The 14914-nt window shown below is 32.9% G+C and carries 21 protein-coding genes; 8 read left to right on the top strand and 13 right to left on the bottom strand.

The features are described from left to right. Nucleotides 1–135 precede the first annotated feature (135 nt). Both CW357_RS01195 and CW357_RS01190 read left to right on the top strand, forming a co-directional pair. Nucleotides 136–1254: a glycosyltransferase family 4 protein gene (locus CW357_RS01195; protein WP_124217164.1), complete on the top strand. Its 1119-nt coding sequence runs from the start codon at nucleotides 136–138 to the stop codon at nucleotides 1252–1254. 441 nt (nucleotides 1255–1695) lie between these two features. Beyond that, entirely contained in the window at nucleotides 1696–2748 is a 1053-nt protein-coding gene (locus CW357_RS01190) for a hypothetical protein (protein ID WP_124217163.1), read from the top strand. Between the two features lie 46 nt (nucleotides 2749–2794). Here CW357_RS01190 and CW357_RS01185 read toward each other — a convergent pair whose 3' ends face one another. After that, entirely contained in the window at nucleotides 2795–3025 is a 231-nt protein-coding gene (locus tag CW357_RS01185) for a hypothetical protein (RefSeq protein WP_124217162.1), read from the bottom strand. A 20-nt stretch (nucleotides 3026–3045) separates the two neighbouring features. Continuing rightward, nucleotides 3046–3924, bottom strand: a complete 879-nt coding sequence (locus tag CW357_RS01180; protein WP_124217161.1) for a helix-turn-helix domain-containing protein — start codon at nucleotides 3922–3924, stop codon at nucleotides 3046–3048. 163 nt (nucleotides 3925–4087) lie between these two features. Here CW357_RS01180 and CW357_RS01175 point away from each other — a divergent pair, with 163 nt between their 5' ends. Further along, on the top strand, nucleotides 4088–4303 hold the full coding sequence (locus CW357_RS01175; RefSeq protein WP_124217160.1) for a helix-turn-helix domain-containing protein: 216 nt from the start codon (nucleotides 4088–4090) through the stop codon (nucleotides 4301–4303). A gap of 47 nt (nucleotides 4304–4350) precedes the next feature. On the opposite strand, the gene CW357_RS01170 is transcribed toward CW357_RS01175, so the two are convergent. Further along, nucleotides 4351–4584 (bottom strand): helix-turn-helix domain-containing protein, encoded by a 234-nt coding sequence (locus tag CW357_RS01170; protein WP_124217159.1) that lies wholly within the window; start codon nucleotides 4582–4584, stop codon nucleotides 4351–4353. Between the two features lie 264 nt (nucleotides 4585–4848). Between CW357_RS01170 and CW357_RS01165 the strand changes: the two genes are divergently transcribed. The 5 genes from CW357_RS01165 (at nucleotide 4849) to CW357_RS01145 (ending at nucleotide 8509) form a co-directional block, all read left to right on the top strand. After that, a complete protein-coding gene (locus tag CW357_RS01165) occupies nucleotides 4849–6162 on the top strand; it encodes an FtsK/SpoIIIE domain-containing protein (protein ID WP_124217158.1) in 1314 nt (437 codons plus the stop codon). Further along, nucleotides 6107–6706, top strand: coding sequence for a replication-relaxation family protein (locus CW357_RS01160; RefSeq protein WP_241155031.1), 600 nt, complete (start codon nucleotides 6107–6109; stop codon nucleotides 6704–6706). The genes CW357_RS01165 and CW357_RS01160 overlap by 56 nt, the downstream gene beginning before the upstream one ends. Before the next feature lie 12 nt (nucleotides 6707–6718). Further along, the gene (locus tag CW357_RS01155) at nucleotides 6719–7228 is read left to right on the top strand and encodes a hypothetical protein (RefSeq protein ID WP_124217157.1); all 510 of its coding nucleotides are present in this window, start codon (nucleotides 6719–6721) and stop codon (nucleotides 7226–7228) included. 234 nt (nucleotides 7229–7462) lie between these two features. Beyond that, entirely contained in the window at nucleotides 7463–8221 is a 759-nt protein-coding gene (locus CW357_RS01150) for a geobacillin-26 family protein (protein ID WP_124217156.1), read from the top strand. 90 nt (nucleotides 8222–8311) lie between these two features. After that, entirely contained in the window at nucleotides 8312–8509 is a 198-nt protein-coding gene (locus CW357_RS01145; protein ID WP_124217155.1) for a hypothetical protein, read from the top strand. A gap of 45 nt (nucleotides 8510–8554) precedes the next feature. On the opposite strand, the gene CW357_RS01140 is transcribed toward CW357_RS01145, so the two are convergent. The 10 genes from CW357_RS01140 to CW357_RS01100 all read right to left on the bottom strand — a co-directional run bounded on the left by CW357_RS01140 (nucleotide 8555) and on the right by CW357_RS01100 (nucleotide 14913). Beyond that, nucleotides 8555–9340, bottom strand: coding sequence for an N-acetylmuramoyl-L-alanine amidase (locus CW357_RS01140; RefSeq protein WP_124217154.1), 786 nt, complete (start codon nucleotides 9338–9340; stop codon nucleotides 8555–8557). A 1-nt stretch (nucleotide 9341) separates the two neighbouring features. Beyond that, nucleotides 9342–9593, bottom strand: a complete 252-nt coding sequence (locus tag CW357_RS01135) for a phage holin (protein ID WP_124217153.1) — start codon at nucleotides 9591–9593, stop codon at nucleotides 9342–9344. Nucleotides 9594–9598: 5 nt separating this feature from the next. Continuing rightward, nucleotides 9599–9841: a BhlA/UviB family holin-like peptide gene (locus tag CW357_RS01130; protein WP_124217152.1), complete on the bottom strand. Its 243-nt coding sequence runs from the start codon at nucleotides 9839–9841 to the stop codon at nucleotides 9599–9601. 64 nt (nucleotides 9842–9905) lie between these two features. After that, nucleotides 9906–10568 carry a hypothetical protein gene (locus CW357_RS01125; protein WP_124217151.1) on the bottom strand — a complete coding sequence of 221 codons (663 nt, stop codon included), beginning with the start codon at nucleotides 10566–10568 and terminating at the stop codon, nucleotides 9906–9908. A 120-nt stretch (nucleotides 10569–10688) separates the two neighbouring features. After that, nucleotides 10689–10811: a CD1375 family protein gene (locus CW357_RS18465; RefSeq protein ID WP_206426805.1), complete on the bottom strand. Its 123-nt coding sequence runs from the start codon at nucleotides 10809–10811 to the stop codon at nucleotides 10689–10691. A 2-nt stretch (nucleotides 10812–10813) separates the two neighbouring features. Then, nucleotides 10814–10996: a hypothetical protein gene (locus tag CW357_RS01120; RefSeq protein ID WP_124217150.1), complete on the bottom strand. Its 183-nt coding sequence runs from the start codon at nucleotides 10994–10996 to the stop codon at nucleotides 10814–10816. 15 nt (nucleotides 10997–11011) lie between these two features. Next, nucleotides 11012–12043 (bottom strand): hypothetical protein, encoded by a 1032-nt coding sequence (locus CW357_RS01115; protein WP_124217149.1) that lies wholly within the window; start codon nucleotides 12041–12043, stop codon nucleotides 11012–11014. 19 nt (nucleotides 12044–12062) lie between these two features. Beyond that, nucleotides 12063–12914: a hypothetical protein gene (locus CW357_RS01110; RefSeq protein WP_124217148.1), complete on the bottom strand. Its 852-nt coding sequence runs from the start codon at nucleotides 12912–12914 to the stop codon at nucleotides 12063–12065. Continuing rightward, nucleotides 12914–14023, bottom strand: coding sequence for a siphovirus ReqiPepy6 Gp37-like family protein (locus CW357_RS01105; protein ID WP_164489519.1), 1110 nt, complete (start codon nucleotides 14021–14023; stop codon nucleotides 12914–12916). The genes CW357_RS01110 and CW357_RS01105 overlap by 1 nt, the downstream gene beginning before the upstream one ends. A gap of 2 nt (nucleotides 14024–14025) precedes the next feature. Then, nucleotides 14026–14913, bottom strand: a complete 888-nt coding sequence (locus CW357_RS01100; protein ID WP_124217146.1) for a phage tail family protein — start codon at nucleotides 14911–14913, stop codon at nucleotides 14026–14028. Nucleotide 14914: the final 1 nt, after the last annotated feature.

Here is a 14914-nt window from a genome sequence, read left to right as displayed (position 1 = left end):
CCTCCCGTACTATATATATGTAGAGGTAATCAATTTGCTTAGGAGTATATAACCGAAAAGGGGTATGAATAGAAAGTAACTCGTGCATAAAACCTATCATATTGTAAGGAGACAAATACTGCTAAGGAGGAGAAAATGGTGAAAAAAATTGCATTACTCAGTATGGATGGGCACACATTAGGTGATCAATATATTTTTAAAGATATTTGCCTAATTCCTATCTTGTTAGGTGGCTATTTAGGCTATGATGTTTTGATTACGACAGAAATAAATCAAGAAAAGTTAAAGGAAACTTTCCCAAATATCAATTTTGAATTTATTGCCTTTCAGGATAATTATGAAATAAACATGAATCAATATTTACAAGACCATGCGAACGAAATCGATATTGTCTTTGCTTTCGGGGCTTATCCTTCTTATTTGCAGTTACTCGACACATACAAAAAGGGTAATCCAAATGGAAAAACATATTTAAAGCTAGATATGAACCGATATTGGTTAAATCGTTTAATTGTAAATTCCCCTGATTATTTAGTTCGTCTATTTCAGCATTGTGATTTTGTTTCAGCAGAATGTTCACCTATCGTGAAAATACTTGAGGAAAAATTCCAAAGGAAAATTCACCATATTCCAAATGGTTTTTATGATTTTTTTCCGACAGAAACAGTGTCTTATGATGAGAAAAAAAATATAATTTTAACTGTCGGTAGATTAGATGCACCGGATAAGCAAGTAATGATGATCGTATATGCTTTTTTGAATGCGCAAATTCCAGATTGGGAACTTCGCTTAGTTGGGGCTATGTCGGAACAATTTAAAGAACAGTTAATGAATTTTGTTGCTGCAAGTCCCTACTCAAATCAAGTGAAAATTTTAGGCCCCATATTTGACAAACGTCAATTGGAAGAAGAATATAGACAAGCTAAAATTTTCTGTCTTACCTCTAAAGTAGAATGCCATGCACACGTATTAGCTGAGGCCGCAAAAAATGGTTGTTATCTTATGTTAACTGATATAGATGGTGCAATCGATATGACGAAAAATCAAAAGTGGGGTAGAATCCATCCTATCTACAATTGGCCTTTTTTTAGTGAGTCACTTAAAGAGGTATCAGAACAGGAAGAATTGTTTAAAACAACATGTGTGGAAATTCAAAACTTTGCAAGGAACAACTTAAATTGGCACCACCTAATTGCTAAAATAGCAAATATATTAGGTGAAAAACGAAGTGAACAAAAAACTGATTTACTTTAAAGATTGCTTCACACGTGAATTGCAGCTCTCAGTGCAAAATCGAATACCATTAGCGACGGCTGCAGACCATTTTCTACAACATTGTTGTGTAGTAAATGTGTAATAACCTTTCATTTTTATCCTTTTTACTGAAAAAACAAAAGCGCCTCAAACCCTTATTATTAAAGGATTTGAAACGCTTTTTAGTTTGTTCAATTCATTCTATAGAACCTTATTATGTCCCAGGAGGTCGTACCTAAATACCTTTATACCAATACTTTAAAATATGTTTGTATACCTTTTGTATACATGATAAATATATTTAATCTTATTTAATCTTACTGTATACCATCTTGTAACCACAAAATTTTGTATCAATATCCTAGACCGTCTTTATGGCGGTCTTTTTAATATTCTATTTGTTTACAATATATAGTATATTTGAATGAAGGAGGGATTAAGGTGAATCGTTATATTTTTAAAAGAATAACCAAAGTAAGTATCTTTTTAGTATCATTACTAAGTTTTATGTTATTTATCCATGTACAAAACAGTTTTGCAGAAAATAAGTATTTAATAGAACCAAAAGAAATCTCAGATAAAGAAAGTACTTTATCATTTTCTTTCAGTGGATCTGATGATAATTTCGCTGGAATAATTGCAGAAGTAAACGGAGAAACATACACAGAGCATTATTATTCAATAAAAGATGGACAGGTTAATACTATAGAGTTTTACGAAACATTTAAAGCTGGAACAAAAATTAATTTATATGTAGTTTATTATGATGAATCTTTAAAAGACAATAAAACCGAATTAGCAAAAACAATCATAGTACAAGATAAAACAGCTCCGAAATTAAGTGTTCCATCCTTTGATGCGAGGAAAAATACAATAAAAATAAGTACTGAGTCAGGAGCAAAAGTAACTGCAACGTATAATGGTAAAAGCGTGAACGTTAAGAAGATCTCCAATACAGCTCGAAGTATTACAATAAAAAAACCATTAGTTGGCAAAAAATTAATTGTAATTGCTAAAGATGCTGCAGGTAATACTAAAAAAATTACAAAAACAACTTCAAAGCCATTCGTTTATCTATTTACTGATGACATTCAAGAATCCGATAAATATGCAACTGGCTCAGTATATGATTACAAATCAACAGATAAGTTATATTTAGTTGTCGGTTCTAAAAAATATAAGGGCACAATTAAGAAAGGTAAGTATAAAATTAAAACGCCTAAGCTCAAAACACCTAGAACAGTTAAAATAAAATTGTTTGATAAATACGGAAATTTACTCGTTACTGAATCAGCAAGAGCGTATAAATATGGCGAAATAAAAATAGGCATGACTAAGAAACAGATATTAAATTCTTTTTATGGAAAACCTGATGACATTTCTACTGATTATTATTCCAATGAGTATTGGGAATATTGGAGATATGATTTTGGTAGTAAAACAACATTTCTTAATTTTAGAAATGGAAAGTTGAATAACGTTAGCACATATTAACAGTATGGACCACCAATTAAGGTGGTCTTTTTTATTTTAAGAAACTTTACTTAACAACAATTAGATTATTTATGCTTGTTAGCTTCGTTGCATCAATAGTAACAGTTACTTTTAACTTTCCATTAGTAGCCCAGCTTATATGTTTTATTGCATGAACCTTTCCTTCTACATAAAATGGTGTTGGCTTATGGCAAGTAGCATGTATTGAATCTCCTATATTCGGCAATTTTCCACCATAGTTTATGGTCAAATTTACATTGATAAGTGTCTTATCCATATATTCACCTCATTTATATTTTAATTTCCTAACCAATTAAATTTACTAATATCAAACGGAGGAGGATTATACGTACTATCCTCGCCTTTCTTCTTATTTAACAGCCAATTGTATCTAATGATATTTAAACCACTGTCACGACGTTTCTTTGCGTTATTATAGGCAGTTGCTACTACTCCTCTAACTGTGGAAGAAATACGCAGATGACTAAGCATATCCATAGATACTTTCTTAATCGTATCTTTGGCCAAAATGAAATCTTCTTTTGTTTCCATAGATATTGCTAATGAAATCTCATATGCTGCATTTAAGATGCTTTCACTAAATGGCATCATGTGGATGAAGTCAAATAAAGCTTGTTGATACTTATTGCCATATTGTTTTATCTTTTGCTCTTTGCTTTCCTCACTTACAGGCTGTTCCTCCACAGATTCTATATATTTATTATTTTTATGTGCTTGTTTTAAAAGATTAAAAGATTGTAATGGTTGGTTTTCTGAATGTTCCACTTCACTCTTACTCTCGCAAGTAGTTTCAGAGTTTTCTCGTTCGGACATTTCCGATGGGACATTGTGTTTTAAAAAAATATAGATGTTAGCGCCTTTAATGCCATTCATCTTTTTAGTAGCTACTTTCTTGATAATTTGTAGATCCGTAAGTTTTTTAATCGCACGTTGCACAGTCTTAGTTGAAATTTCTAATGCTTCAGCTATTGTAGAAACTTTCAAGTGGCACACACCTGGATATTCAAGAGCATGTGAAGCAAGTTTGAAAACGATGGCTCTCTCACTGGATGTTAAGTTGTAGTAGTGAGTTTGAATATGTTTCTCTACTTCTGCATCCATTTCATCCACAGAATTAAATGTTACATATTGTTTTAGATATTCAAATGCTGCCATCGTTTTCACCTCACTTTCTTCACATAATTAATTCTATTTACATATTAAACTATAAAATATACATTGTAAACTATTTAGTTTAATTTTAATTAAAATTATTTACTATGTAATCGAAAGAGTATAAAATGGTATTAACAATACATTGATGATAAGAGGTGAAAATATGGATTTAACTGTAGCTGAAAAAATTCGGATTGTTCTCGGAAGGAAAGATAAGACACTTACTGATCTAGCTGAAGCATTAGAAATGTCACGTCAAAACTTGAACAATAAAATGAAGCGCGACAATTTCAGCGAAAAAGAAATTGCTGATATTGCACACGCTTTGGAATTGGACTATGAGATAAATTTCATTAGCAAAGATGGTAAGAAAATTTAATTCAAAATAAAACCGCTCTTTCCAATTGTGGAAGAACGGTTTTTTATTTACTCTTTTTTAAAATCGATTAGGTCACGAATATCGTCTAATGAAAATGCTTCAGCTATTTTTTCCAATGCTGTTACCGGAATTTGTTTCATCTTATTGTTTACCAGAGTGGATATTGTACGTGTAGACAATCCTGTTTTATCCGCAAGATCTTGATATGTCATTTTATTATCGTTTAAAAGCTTATATAGTTTTACATCTATTTTGTATACATTCGTGGAAATCACCTTCATTCTTTTTACGAATTTTGCAATAAATTTTTATCGGACAAGATATTTTCTTACGAATTTTGCAATACATTATAACTACCAAGGCAACTACCCACCCAACTACTCACACTACTACCTATGCAAATGCTCCCCGACTACTTCTACTGGGCATATTAAAAATCCTTTATTTTCTAAGACTAAACATCAATTTTAAACATTCCCATTTACTGCAACTCTTACTTCGTAAGATAACCACCGTGGCGTAATTCATTAGAGAGGAGATGTTGAATGATTTTCGAATTTTTGACGACAACAATTTTTGGTGGAATTGCAATAAAAGCTTTTTTGAAGAAACAAAATTTAACTGAAAACGATAGTGGTAAAATTCAACGGATCATTACTTTATCAGGATTAAATGTGAAAGATGGAAAGGAGACTTTAACTACTCACCTTGTTTCTAAGAAGCAACATGATTGGGGATGGGAGTATAAGTACAGGATTCCGCTTGGAAGAAGTTTCAACGATTACTTAGCGAAGCAAGATATTCTACAAGATGGATTGAAAAACAGAAGTAAGCAAATCACATTCAATGATTTAAAATCGCTTAATTTTGATGATGGCATAATCACATCTCTTAAATCACTGTGGAAGAAAAAGCTTACTGAACCAAAAGAAATTGAATTAGATTTTGATGGATTATTAATTATTCGAGTGTATGACGAGCCTTTACCCAAGCAAGTACCATTCCAACCAGGAACAAGTTGGAAGGTTCCTGTGGGTATTACAAGGGGTAAAAATACATTCAAATATCATGATTTTGAAGTTATTCCTCACCTGGTGTTAGGTGGTGCGACTAGGTATGGTAAAAGCAACTTTATAAATTCAATTATTATATCGCTAGTTCACAGTGAACCATCGTTTGTAAATTTTTATTTGATTGATTTAAAAGGCGGTGTGGAGCTTTGCGATTATGAAAATATAAAACAAACTAAATCAATCGCATACGAGCCACATGAAGCGTTAGAAACGCTCAAAATGGCTTATGAACGCATGAGGAATATACAACAACAATTAAAAGTAAAAGGTAAAAAGAATGTACAACAGGCAGGTATAAAGGACCGTTATTTTATTATTGTGGATGAAGTCGGTGAATTGAATCCTAGTGAAGCTGTTACAAGAAAAGAAAAGTTATTAAAACAAGAATGTCAAACAATCATGAGCCAAATAGCTCGTATTGGTGCCGGGTTAGGTTTTAGATTAATAGTCGCTACTCAATACCCTACTGGTGATGTTATTCCAAGACAGGTAAAACAAAATTCCGATGCTAAGTTATCATTTCGAGTACAATCACAAACTGCTAGTCGTGTTGTATTAGATGAACCAGGTGCAGAACTTCTTCCACAGATTAGAGGAAGGGCTATATACCAAAGTGCTGATAAACGAGAAATTGTGCAAACTCCTGTTATTTCATCTGAAATTATAGAAGAAACTATAAAACCTCATATTCGAATTAACGAAAAAGAGGAGGGCCAGGATGCTATTGAAGATGAAACAGTTATCACCAAGGCAAGAATCGATACTGTTACTTTTGAAGAAGTTTGATTTTTTAACTCGTGATCAACTACGTTATTACTTTGGATTAGGTCAAAAACGAAATGCAAATAGAGTGTTACGTGATTTATCAGATTATCTAATGTCAATTAGAGATGGCCAACAATCAATTTATTATTTAAGTAAACTTGGTCGAGAATATGTAGGATGTGAAAAGATACGCAAGAAAAGTAGTAACGTGCAGCATTACATTATGCGAAATGAATTTTACTTTTATAATAGTTGTCCTAGTGACTGGAGAAATGAAATTAAAGTTAGTGACGGTTCTTCCACAGTTATTGTTGATGCAATATATACAAAAATACATACTACGCACTTTTTAGAAGTTGATAATTTACAATCAATGGCTGAAAACCGTCTAAAGATTAAACGTTATGAAGAATTATTAAGTAATGGTTTACTTGCTGAAAAGCTTGGCCACTTCCCTACTTTGGTTTGGCTTACCACTACTGAACTAAGAAGAATTCAATTGAAAGAATTGTGTGGAGGATTACCTGTTTGTAAAGTGTTTACTTATGAAGAAATTAAACAATAAAGGAGAGATGGAATGTTCTTTAAGAAGAATAAAGTTGAGGTTGTACCAGAGAGTGAATGGACAGATTACGGTGATCAATATGCTACTAAGAAACATTTAGCAATAGCAATGTGTGTACCTACTGCAGCAAGTGTGGGATTGGTAGCTTGGAATAGTTTACAAAGAATTGCTGAGTCGCCTGTTCAAGAAGTTGTAAGCACTACTAGCGGTATAGCTAATCAAACAACACTTAACACAATTCCTGTTAATGCTATTACGGATAAAGGTGGAGAGTTAGCAGGGGAAATGGCATTAAGTACATTCGCAACTATAATGGACCCAATTCTCGATATACTAGTTGCTCTATCATTACCTGTTGCATCTGTAATTCTAGTTGGTTCTCTATTCATGATTATGTTAGGGCAAAAAGAAAAAGCTTATGGATTAATGATGAATGCAGGACTTGGTTACGTATTAATTCAGATGTCACCGTTATTATTAAAAATCCTTGAAGCTTCTGGTAATGCAGTTCAACCATCTTGATAAAAAATCCCCTCTTCCACAATTGGTTGAGGGGCTTTTGTCTACTTATTCAACTTAATTTTTATAACGAGGAAAAGTATATCTCGATTTATTCCGAAAAAGAGAAAAATATTTATATATAACATTTAATGTAACTATTTCCTCTATTTAATTAAATTTTGCCTCTTTTAATACAATATCTATATAACAAAAAATTGTAATGATATACAATTTTAGTAGTTAGGAGGAGATTTTATGAAAAAATTCATTAGTATTTTAAGTGCAATTATTCTTTGTGTTGGTGTTGCTGTACCATTTGGCAATAGTGCGAAAGCAGAATCCATAGACAACAAGAATAAAGATTATGTAGAACCTGTTTCAGGTATTGAAGTTAAAATTCTTGAGGACAATGAAGTAAAAAGAGTAGTTGAGACTACTCAAAATGGAGAAAAAACAATTTCAACATATAACAAATTGACTTCAGAGATGAGTATTGAGAAAAATGGGGTTAATGTTTTTGAAGAAACTATTAGTGATAACATTAATGTATATGATTCTAATTTGTATGCCGCAGCATCTGTAGAACATCCAACTAATCCTGCAATTAGAAAAACCGTATATTCATTGACTGATTCTATTTTTGATTCCACATGCAAAGTTGTAAGAGTGAGTTATAAAACCACTAGTACTACATACAGAATGTGGACTGTTGGAATTGACAAGAAAAAAGTAACTACTAAGAAAGAAACATCTAAAAACATAGGTGATTTACAAACATTCAAAGGTAGTGTCAAAGATATAGTACTTTTAGAAGATGAGTTTGCAGCTGCTGGAGGTACAGCTTATACTAGTGTTATTGTAGCTGTAATGGGGGCAGCTGCAACTGTAGGGGTTGCAACTGTAGTAGGAGCACTCACAGCTGCTGGTGCTGGGATAACTTGTGTAGGAATTGGCGTGAAAATCTACCAAACACGTAAAGATCAAGAACTTAATTATGATACAATAATTCACTAACGGATTAGCTATTAAGCCTTAGAAAAGATTTGTGTTTATTATTAAGAAATATTAATATTTTATTTTAAGTCTTATAGTAAGGGGTATTAAATGCGTGGTATAATTATTTTAAATACTTTTGGGTTAGTTATAATATTGACCATGGTATTTGCAGTTATATATTTTTATAAATTAAATCAAGCGACAACACGTATTGAAACTAAAATTGCTTTGATTTTGACAATTATATCAACTTTGGCTATCTTAATTGCTTTTGGAATTGTTAATTACACGTGGATTACCACATGATAAAAAAGACCAGGAACTCATTAAATTGGGTTCCTGGTCTTTACTTTACACTTTTTCTACATACTCTTTATTTGCAGTGATATACATTCCCCATTTAGTTTTTAATCGATAAGTTGAGCCATACTTAACAATCGCTACAATCGTATATTTAGTACCTTTTTGGCACAATTCCACACGATTCTCTTTATCAAATATCACGGATCTATAAGCGTAGCAATTTTTCTTGATACGATATAAGCCAGTACCCGATTTGTAGTAAGATGGTGCTTCCACAGATGGCTTACTTACGGTTGTTACCTTCTTTTTGTAGCCTAGTTCATTAGCAATTACTTTTGCAATTGCTTGGCATAAATCTTCAAAGTTTTCATGATATGCAGCTGCATCTTTTTTAGATGTAACAAAGCAAACCTCTAAAAGAATCGCTGGTTTTGATGTATTACGAAGGAAGTACAATTCTTTTCGTTCTTTTGCTCCACGATCAACGATACCTAAAGCATTAGCCATAGCTTTTGACATCTTAGCGGATAATGATTTTGCATCATAATACAAACATTCAGTACCTGTTGCAGATGCGCTTGCACTATTAAAATGTACGCTAATATCTAAATCACGAGTTTTGCCATTGTGGAAGGACACAATATTAGCTAAGTTTTGATTTTGATTTGTCGCAGTGGTTTCATGGTACTTATAACCTTTACCGTTGTATTCATCCACAAGAATACTGTACACACGATTCACAACCTTTTTCGCTTCGTTATGCTCATTTAAAATTCCAATTGCTCCACTAACTTTATCACCGTGTCCACTGCTAATTACAAATTGTTTTGTCATATTATTTCAATCCTTTCTTTTGAAGTTCTTTTTCTTGTTCTTTAGCTTTTTTACTTAATAAATAGCTATTCTTATAGACGCCATAAGCGACTAATATAAATGGAACACTAGCCGTTAACACAGCAATAAAAGCATTAATTGTGTCATCATTGAAATGTTTAAAGTTAATATCTAATGCTTGCAAAAATAAAAGGACGGCTCCAAGCCATCCTCCGAACAATCCGATATATTGTTTTAATTTTTCTGCTGTCATGTTCATCAATCCTTTTCCGTGAATTTTTCGATACGATCTACACGATGTTCTAATGATGATAAACTTCTATTAATGCCATCTAAAGCGACGGCTGTTTTTTCTTGTGATTCATTAGAGCGTTGTAGGTGGTCCATGAGTTTATTTTCACGTTGTTCTGACCTGCGCATTACATAAATCGTTAATAGCACACATAATATCGCCCATACCGCTTGGCTTGTTGCTATTTCGCTTGCTGTTTTTACATCCATGATTACACCTCTTTTTCTGCATAATAAAAACCCTCCACAGTGATTGTGGAAGGCTAAAAGACCGCTATAGTTCTTGATTTTTAATTTTTAACTCGCTAATAATATACTTTAATGCTTCAGTATATAGTTCAAAAAAATCTTCATTCATTTCTTTTTCAATTCTTATTAAATCAAAAATTTCAGGATCCAGGGCATCTTTTTTGAATTTTAATCCCTTAACATTTTGCTCTAATTTTAGTTTTTCTTTTAAAGAAAATTCGTCTTCTGGTGAATGAACAAAATGGTTCCGTAGCTGATTATATACTTCTATTTTTCTCCACAATGATTCCCCATCATTTATTCTAAGCCCCACAACATGTTTTAAATAAAAAATATATTTTTTTACACCATTGTGCCTAATATCTTTTGGTTTTATCGTGAGATTAAATTTTTCTTGACAATCATTAGAAATTTTATTTAATGTTTTTTCAAAGTATGCGTACTGTGCTATTAAAGCAGAAGTTCTTAAAATTTTCGGAAACACGTCGCGAAAGTTATGGAAATCATCCTCAAATTGATCTTCAAAAATTCGATCGTGCACTTCTTTTGGATATTTCATTATATAATCCTCATAGGACTGTTCTAATTGTAACTTTTCTTTTTCAATTGTTTCTTCCATGAAAGAATTATAATTTGCAAAGTTTGTATTTTCAAACATGATCAATAACTCGGAAACACTTAATTTCATATGCTTTTCTCCTTTTGTAAGAGGTAGTGCAATATCTATCTCTCAACTAATTCGACAAAAAGGAGATTTTACCTTCTGAATTCGACAATAAAAATAACGCTAGTCGATTGACTGCGTTTTTTAATCAGTTGTACTCTTATTATCTGCATCTAATAAAGCTTGTACTTGAGCCCTCCATGGTGTTGGAACTTGTTCTACTGTTCTATACCCTGCTTGAATTAAATCGTAATATAATTTTGCCATTTTTAAATTCCTCCTAATAAGTTTTCTGTTAGTTCCGCTATTGCTGATTTGTTCTCTAGATCCATTTGTGTTTGTATTTCTGCTAATTCTGCGATTGCTAATTTGTCTTCTAATTTCTCCATTTCTTTGGCTTCTTTTTCAAGTCGAAACTCAAATAAATCTTTCTTCTTAATGACTTGTAACATATTCTCACCACCTTTCTATATATAAGAAAATCCAAGAGCCTTAATATAGCTATAAGCACTAGCTGTATTTTTAAGGACTTGGATTTTTACGTTGACTGCATAATTTACTGATGTTTTCATTCGATTGGTGAATGTATAGGCATTACCTGATAAAACGGCACTCGTTGCATCTTCCCAAGTTGGCGAAGCATCTAATCCGTTGTTACAAACGAATACTTTAAAGTCAGCATTTGTTGCAATGGTACGAATTACACGAACTAATACTTGCTCTGGTTGAACCGATTCAGGTGTAAGGCTTGCTTGTTTAAAGTATGCTATTACTCTATCTTCCTTACGTGTAAATGTGATTGTTCGTGTGGTTGATAAAGAACCATCTGATACAGTAATTGTAAGTGTAGTAGCTGTATTAACAGGCATTTGTTTCCAAACGCTGGATACGTCAGCTGTGTATTTCTGACCACGAACTGCATTTGCAATGGTACGTATTGTAACTCCGTTTGCCTTTTCGGTTATCGTTAAGTTGTCTGTACTGTTAGCATCATTGACTGTGTAATCATATGTGAATGGGCCTGTTTTTTGCCCAACATTTGTATCTGAACCACTGATTGTGGGTGCTTGGTTAAATTCCGATGTCGGTAAGCTAAAAAAAGTGCCAATATTGCGTATTGCTATAAAACTACTATATGGGCTATTGGTATCATTGTAATACAATATAAAATTGATACTAACATTATAGAAAGCTCCATTTCCATTATAATCGCATAATACTACGTTTTTATTATAGTAATTCGTAGGTATCTTATTATAAGCCCCAAAATCCAAACGAGTTGGTGTAACAGATTCCTCTGCTGGCTTACAATAAATATTACTAGTCCCTGATGGTGAATAATAAGCATGATTTGTTGCTTCGTCAGGTTTTAATTCAAGCGATGGCACTATATAGAAAAATGAATCATCTCTATACGTGTCAAATTTAAATAATGGTTGGTTGCCATTAGCGTTCCCTAAATCTATTTTCCCTGTTGTTCCTACATAAGTATATGCCATACCTTTTCACTCCCCTTTCCTAGATATAAAGTCTCTTATTAGTAGAATCATAAATCCCATTCACCAACTCAACATCATTCAAGTTTTGGAATGTCTCAATCATGATGTTTGCGTTAACCCCTGTTAGACTAGATGCTTTCAACATTTCTAACTCAATTGCTACGTCAATAAGGTTGCTATTTGTATCAACAATCTGTTCTTCAAGTGTTCCAACTCGACCATCTAAACCTTCAATCAGTAACATAATATTTCCAACAATATCGCCACTCAATTGGTCTTTAATGGACTGGAACCAATCGTCAAACTCTAATCGTTTTTCATTCGTAAACTGTTGGTACCATGCCAAATATTGATTAAATATAGTAGTCATATCTGCTTGTTGTATAAGCCCATGAACGATGCCACATAGAGCATCACTCAATCGTGTATCTGTAATATTAATCTGACTAATGCTTGTTGCACCTGCTTTTACATAAACATCTGCCAAGGCTATTTCATACATATCTGCATCACGTTGAACGTTTTGAGCCACCGGATTACTAGCAAATACACCTTTCTTAACATCAATTAAGATTTGACGTTTAGCATTATCAAGTCGTAATACAATGCGATCAATACGATTTAATACACCATCGGCAGTAGCAAGTGTTAAATCATAGTCGCTATCGTTCACAAAAAAATAACCATTAATCCATCCTTTTCCTGGTTTAACGGTTATGGTCATATTTGATTTTTCATAAATCTGTAGGCTGTTACTTGGATTAGGAAATACGCCATTACTAATAAATGAACCGAAGTATTCAGCAAAGTTACTAGCATCGTATACTCTATCTCTATTTACTGAGTTAAAAAAACCACTTCTAGTTGCCATCATTTCACCGCTTTCTTTAACTTACTCAACAAGGTTGGTACGTTACTACCGAACTCAGTCCCTAAGCTATAACCACTCTTGTCGTATTTTTCTTTAGCTGTAACAACCCTTGTGTGCATTGCTATACCGATTTCATCATTTCTTATGGTCACTTTATCGCCCATGAAATAATGTTCCTTGTAAACAAATTGTGTATTGTAATCCACATCTGTTTCAAATGACTGTACACGATGATTTTCAGCTATTTCCGTCTTAGCCTGTTCAACCAATAATGATTCATATTCTGTGGAAGACATAACCGTTTCATCTTCATTTTTAGAAGATATACCACTTGCATCCACAAACATTTCTCTACGTTGACGACCTTTGATTTCATCATTCACAATTAATTGCTTTTGATTACCAGCATCGTCTGATTCACCAACTACAAACGCTACATTCTTATAATCAGATTTATCATCTGTATAGTTTTGAGTGAGGATATTATCAAACTCTTTCGCAAAAATAACAGCGTCACGATCCGTTTGTTCAGTCGTTCTATCAGTACCTTGCCAAACAACAAATATAAATCGTTTATTTGAAATGTCTGCATATATTTCATATGCAATATCTTGCTTCACACATATTTCCCACATAGCATCATCTAAGTCTTTGTTTGCATATGATTCTTCAATGTCACCGCCAACACCTGATAAGTCGCCAAATACTAAGTTAGGAATCTTACGATTAGCATTGCTAGGATTAATTGCATTTGCATCCACAAAGCTACGTATTACAAATTCAGCATTTCCTCGATATGTTTGTTGCCCTATGATTTGTCGCCAACTTAACATTGTGCTTAAAGACTTGCAATATACATCAATTGTTGTTTTCTTTTCATCTGCATATTTAACAGTTTCGATAATGTAGCCTCGTACAACACCTTTTCCAACAGTTAAAAAGATGTCATCATTTTTACTGATAAACCAATCGATATTTTGGTCAGTAGCATCCACAATTAAATCTAATTCACTGTGTTTACGATAATTCGTGGTAAATTCAGCTACTTGATATTCGTCCACAATTCCTAACCGTTCAAAAGTATCGATATTAAATACATTAAGTTCCACGATTACACCCCCACGAACTTATTCGCAAAGTACATGGATACTTCGAGATTATCGACACCTGATTTAGCATCATATCTAAACAAGTTGTCACCTGTTTCAAGCTGTAGAAATTTACTATCTAAATCAACTTTTCCAAATACACTTATCTTGATATTGTTACGAGTTAAATACGCATACTTTTTACCTTTATAAGTTGAGACTTCAACAATATCTCCACCGACTAAATCCATGTTCAACTTAAATTCTTCATAAGTATTTACATTAACTAATGAAGGTGTAGATAATGTACCATTAGCTTTAAACTTTATAATCATTCCACTGTCTTCTTGACCACCATTAAATACATTCGCAATCAATGAAGGACTACGATATCCCATTTCGATACCATCTGTTGGTATTTCCAATGCAAATTCAAAGGCCGGAATCCAAGTAGCGATTTGCACTAATGTTTCATCTTTTTCATAAAGATATGGATCACTACAAGTAAATTGCAATAAGCTTTTCTGCCATCGGTAGTTACTGTTTTCAAATCCAGTTGGAAAATCCGGTGATGCTGTTAATTCAGCATTTAAGAAATACGATTCTCCACTCTTAGTTGTAAAATCTAATCTCATTGGATTTTTCTTTGGATTCAATACTCGATAGGCTTCTTGCCTTCTTTCCTCAATCCATTCATTTCCTTCCACAGTTCTGTTGATGAAGAAGGGGACATTTATATCTCGAACATCTAACCTTGTACGCTGATAACTCGAACCATCATTTGCAGATTCTGAATAACTGACATCTGCTTTTAAACCTGATAAATTAATGTCCTCATACAAACGAAAGTGACGACCAAATTCAATTGATTCGCCACTTGCATTAGTGATTTTCAATTCTTTAATAATCAAT

The sequence above is a fragment of the Rummeliibacillus sp. TYF005 genome, from assembly GCF_003844195.1.
In the GTDB taxonomy this organism is placed as follows: Bacteria; Bacillota; Bacilli; order Bacillales_A; family Planococcaceae; genus Rummeliibacillus.
The sequence above is the reverse complement of the archived record's forward strand: the minus strand, read 5'-3'. Positions and strand labels throughout refer to the sequence as shown.

Excerpts from the sequence above, each read along its gene's own strand:
- CW357_RS01195 (WP_124217164.1), top strand. The coding sequence starts at position 136 with ATGGTGAAAAAAATTGCATTACTCAGTATGGATGGGCACACATTAGGT.
- CW357_RS01185 (WP_124217162.1), bottom strand. The coding sequence starts at position 3,025 with ATGGATAAGACACTTATCAATGTAAATTTGACCATAAACTATGGTGGA.
- CW357_RS01180 (WP_124217161.1), bottom strand. The coding sequence starts at position 3,924 with ATGGCAGCATTTGAATATCTAAAACAATATGTAACATTTAATTCTGTG.
- CW357_RS01175 (WP_124217160.1), top strand. The coding sequence starts at position 4,088 with ATGGATTTAACTGTAGCTGAAAAAATTCGGATTGTTCTCGGAAGGAAA.
- CW357_RS01170 (WP_124217159.1), bottom strand. The coding sequence starts at position 4,584 with ATGAAGGTGATTTCCACGAATGTATACAAAATAGATGTAAAACTATAT.
- CW357_RS01165 (WP_124217158.1), top strand. The coding sequence starts at position 4,849 with ATGATTTTCGAATTTTTGACGACAACAATTTTTGGTGGAATTGCAATA.
- CW357_RS01160 (WP_241155031.1), top strand. The coding sequence starts at position 6,107 with ATGAAACAGTTATCACCAAGGCAAGAATCGATACTGTTACTTTTGAAG.
- CW357_RS01155 (WP_124217157.1), top strand. The coding sequence starts at position 6,719 with ATGTTCTTTAAGAAGAATAAAGTTGAGGTTGTACCAGAGAGTGAATGG.
- CW357_RS01150 (WP_124217156.1), top strand. The coding sequence starts at position 7,463 with ATGAAAAAATTCATTAGTATTTTAAGTGCAATTATTCTTTGTGTTGGT.
- CW357_RS01145 (WP_124217155.1), top strand. The coding sequence starts at position 8,312 with ATGCGTGGTATAATTATTTTAAATACTTTTGGGTTAGTTATAATATTG.
- CW357_RS01140 (WP_124217154.1), bottom strand. The coding sequence starts at position 9,340 with ATGACAAAACAATTTGTAATTAGCAGTGGACACGGTGATAAAGTTAGT.
- CW357_RS01135 (WP_124217153.1), bottom strand. The coding sequence starts at position 9,593 with ATGACAGCAGAAAAATTAAAACAATATATCGGATTGTTCGGAGGATGG.
- CW357_RS01130 (WP_124217152.1), bottom strand. The coding sequence starts at position 9,841 with ATGGATGTAAAAACAGCAAGCGAAATAGCAACAAGCCAAGCGGTATGG.
- CW357_RS01125 (WP_124217151.1), bottom strand. The coding sequence starts at position 10,568 with ATGAAATTAAGTGTTTCCGAGTTATTGATCATGTTTGAAAATACAAAC.
- CW357_RS18465 (WP_206426805.1), bottom strand. The coding sequence starts at position 10,811 with ATGGCAAAATTATATTACGATTTAATTCAAGCAGGGTATAGAACAGTA.
- CW357_RS01120 (WP_124217150.1), bottom strand. The coding sequence starts at position 10,996 with ATGTTACAAGTCATTAAGAAGAAAGATTTATTTGAGTTTCGACTTGAA.
- CW357_RS01115 (WP_124217149.1), bottom strand. The coding sequence starts at position 12,043 with ATGGCATATACTTATGTAGGAACAACAGGGAAAATAGATTTAGGGAAC.
- CW357_RS01110 (WP_124217148.1), bottom strand. The coding sequence starts at position 12,914 with ATGGCAACTAGAAGTGGTTTTTTTAACTCAGTAAATAGAGATAGAGTA.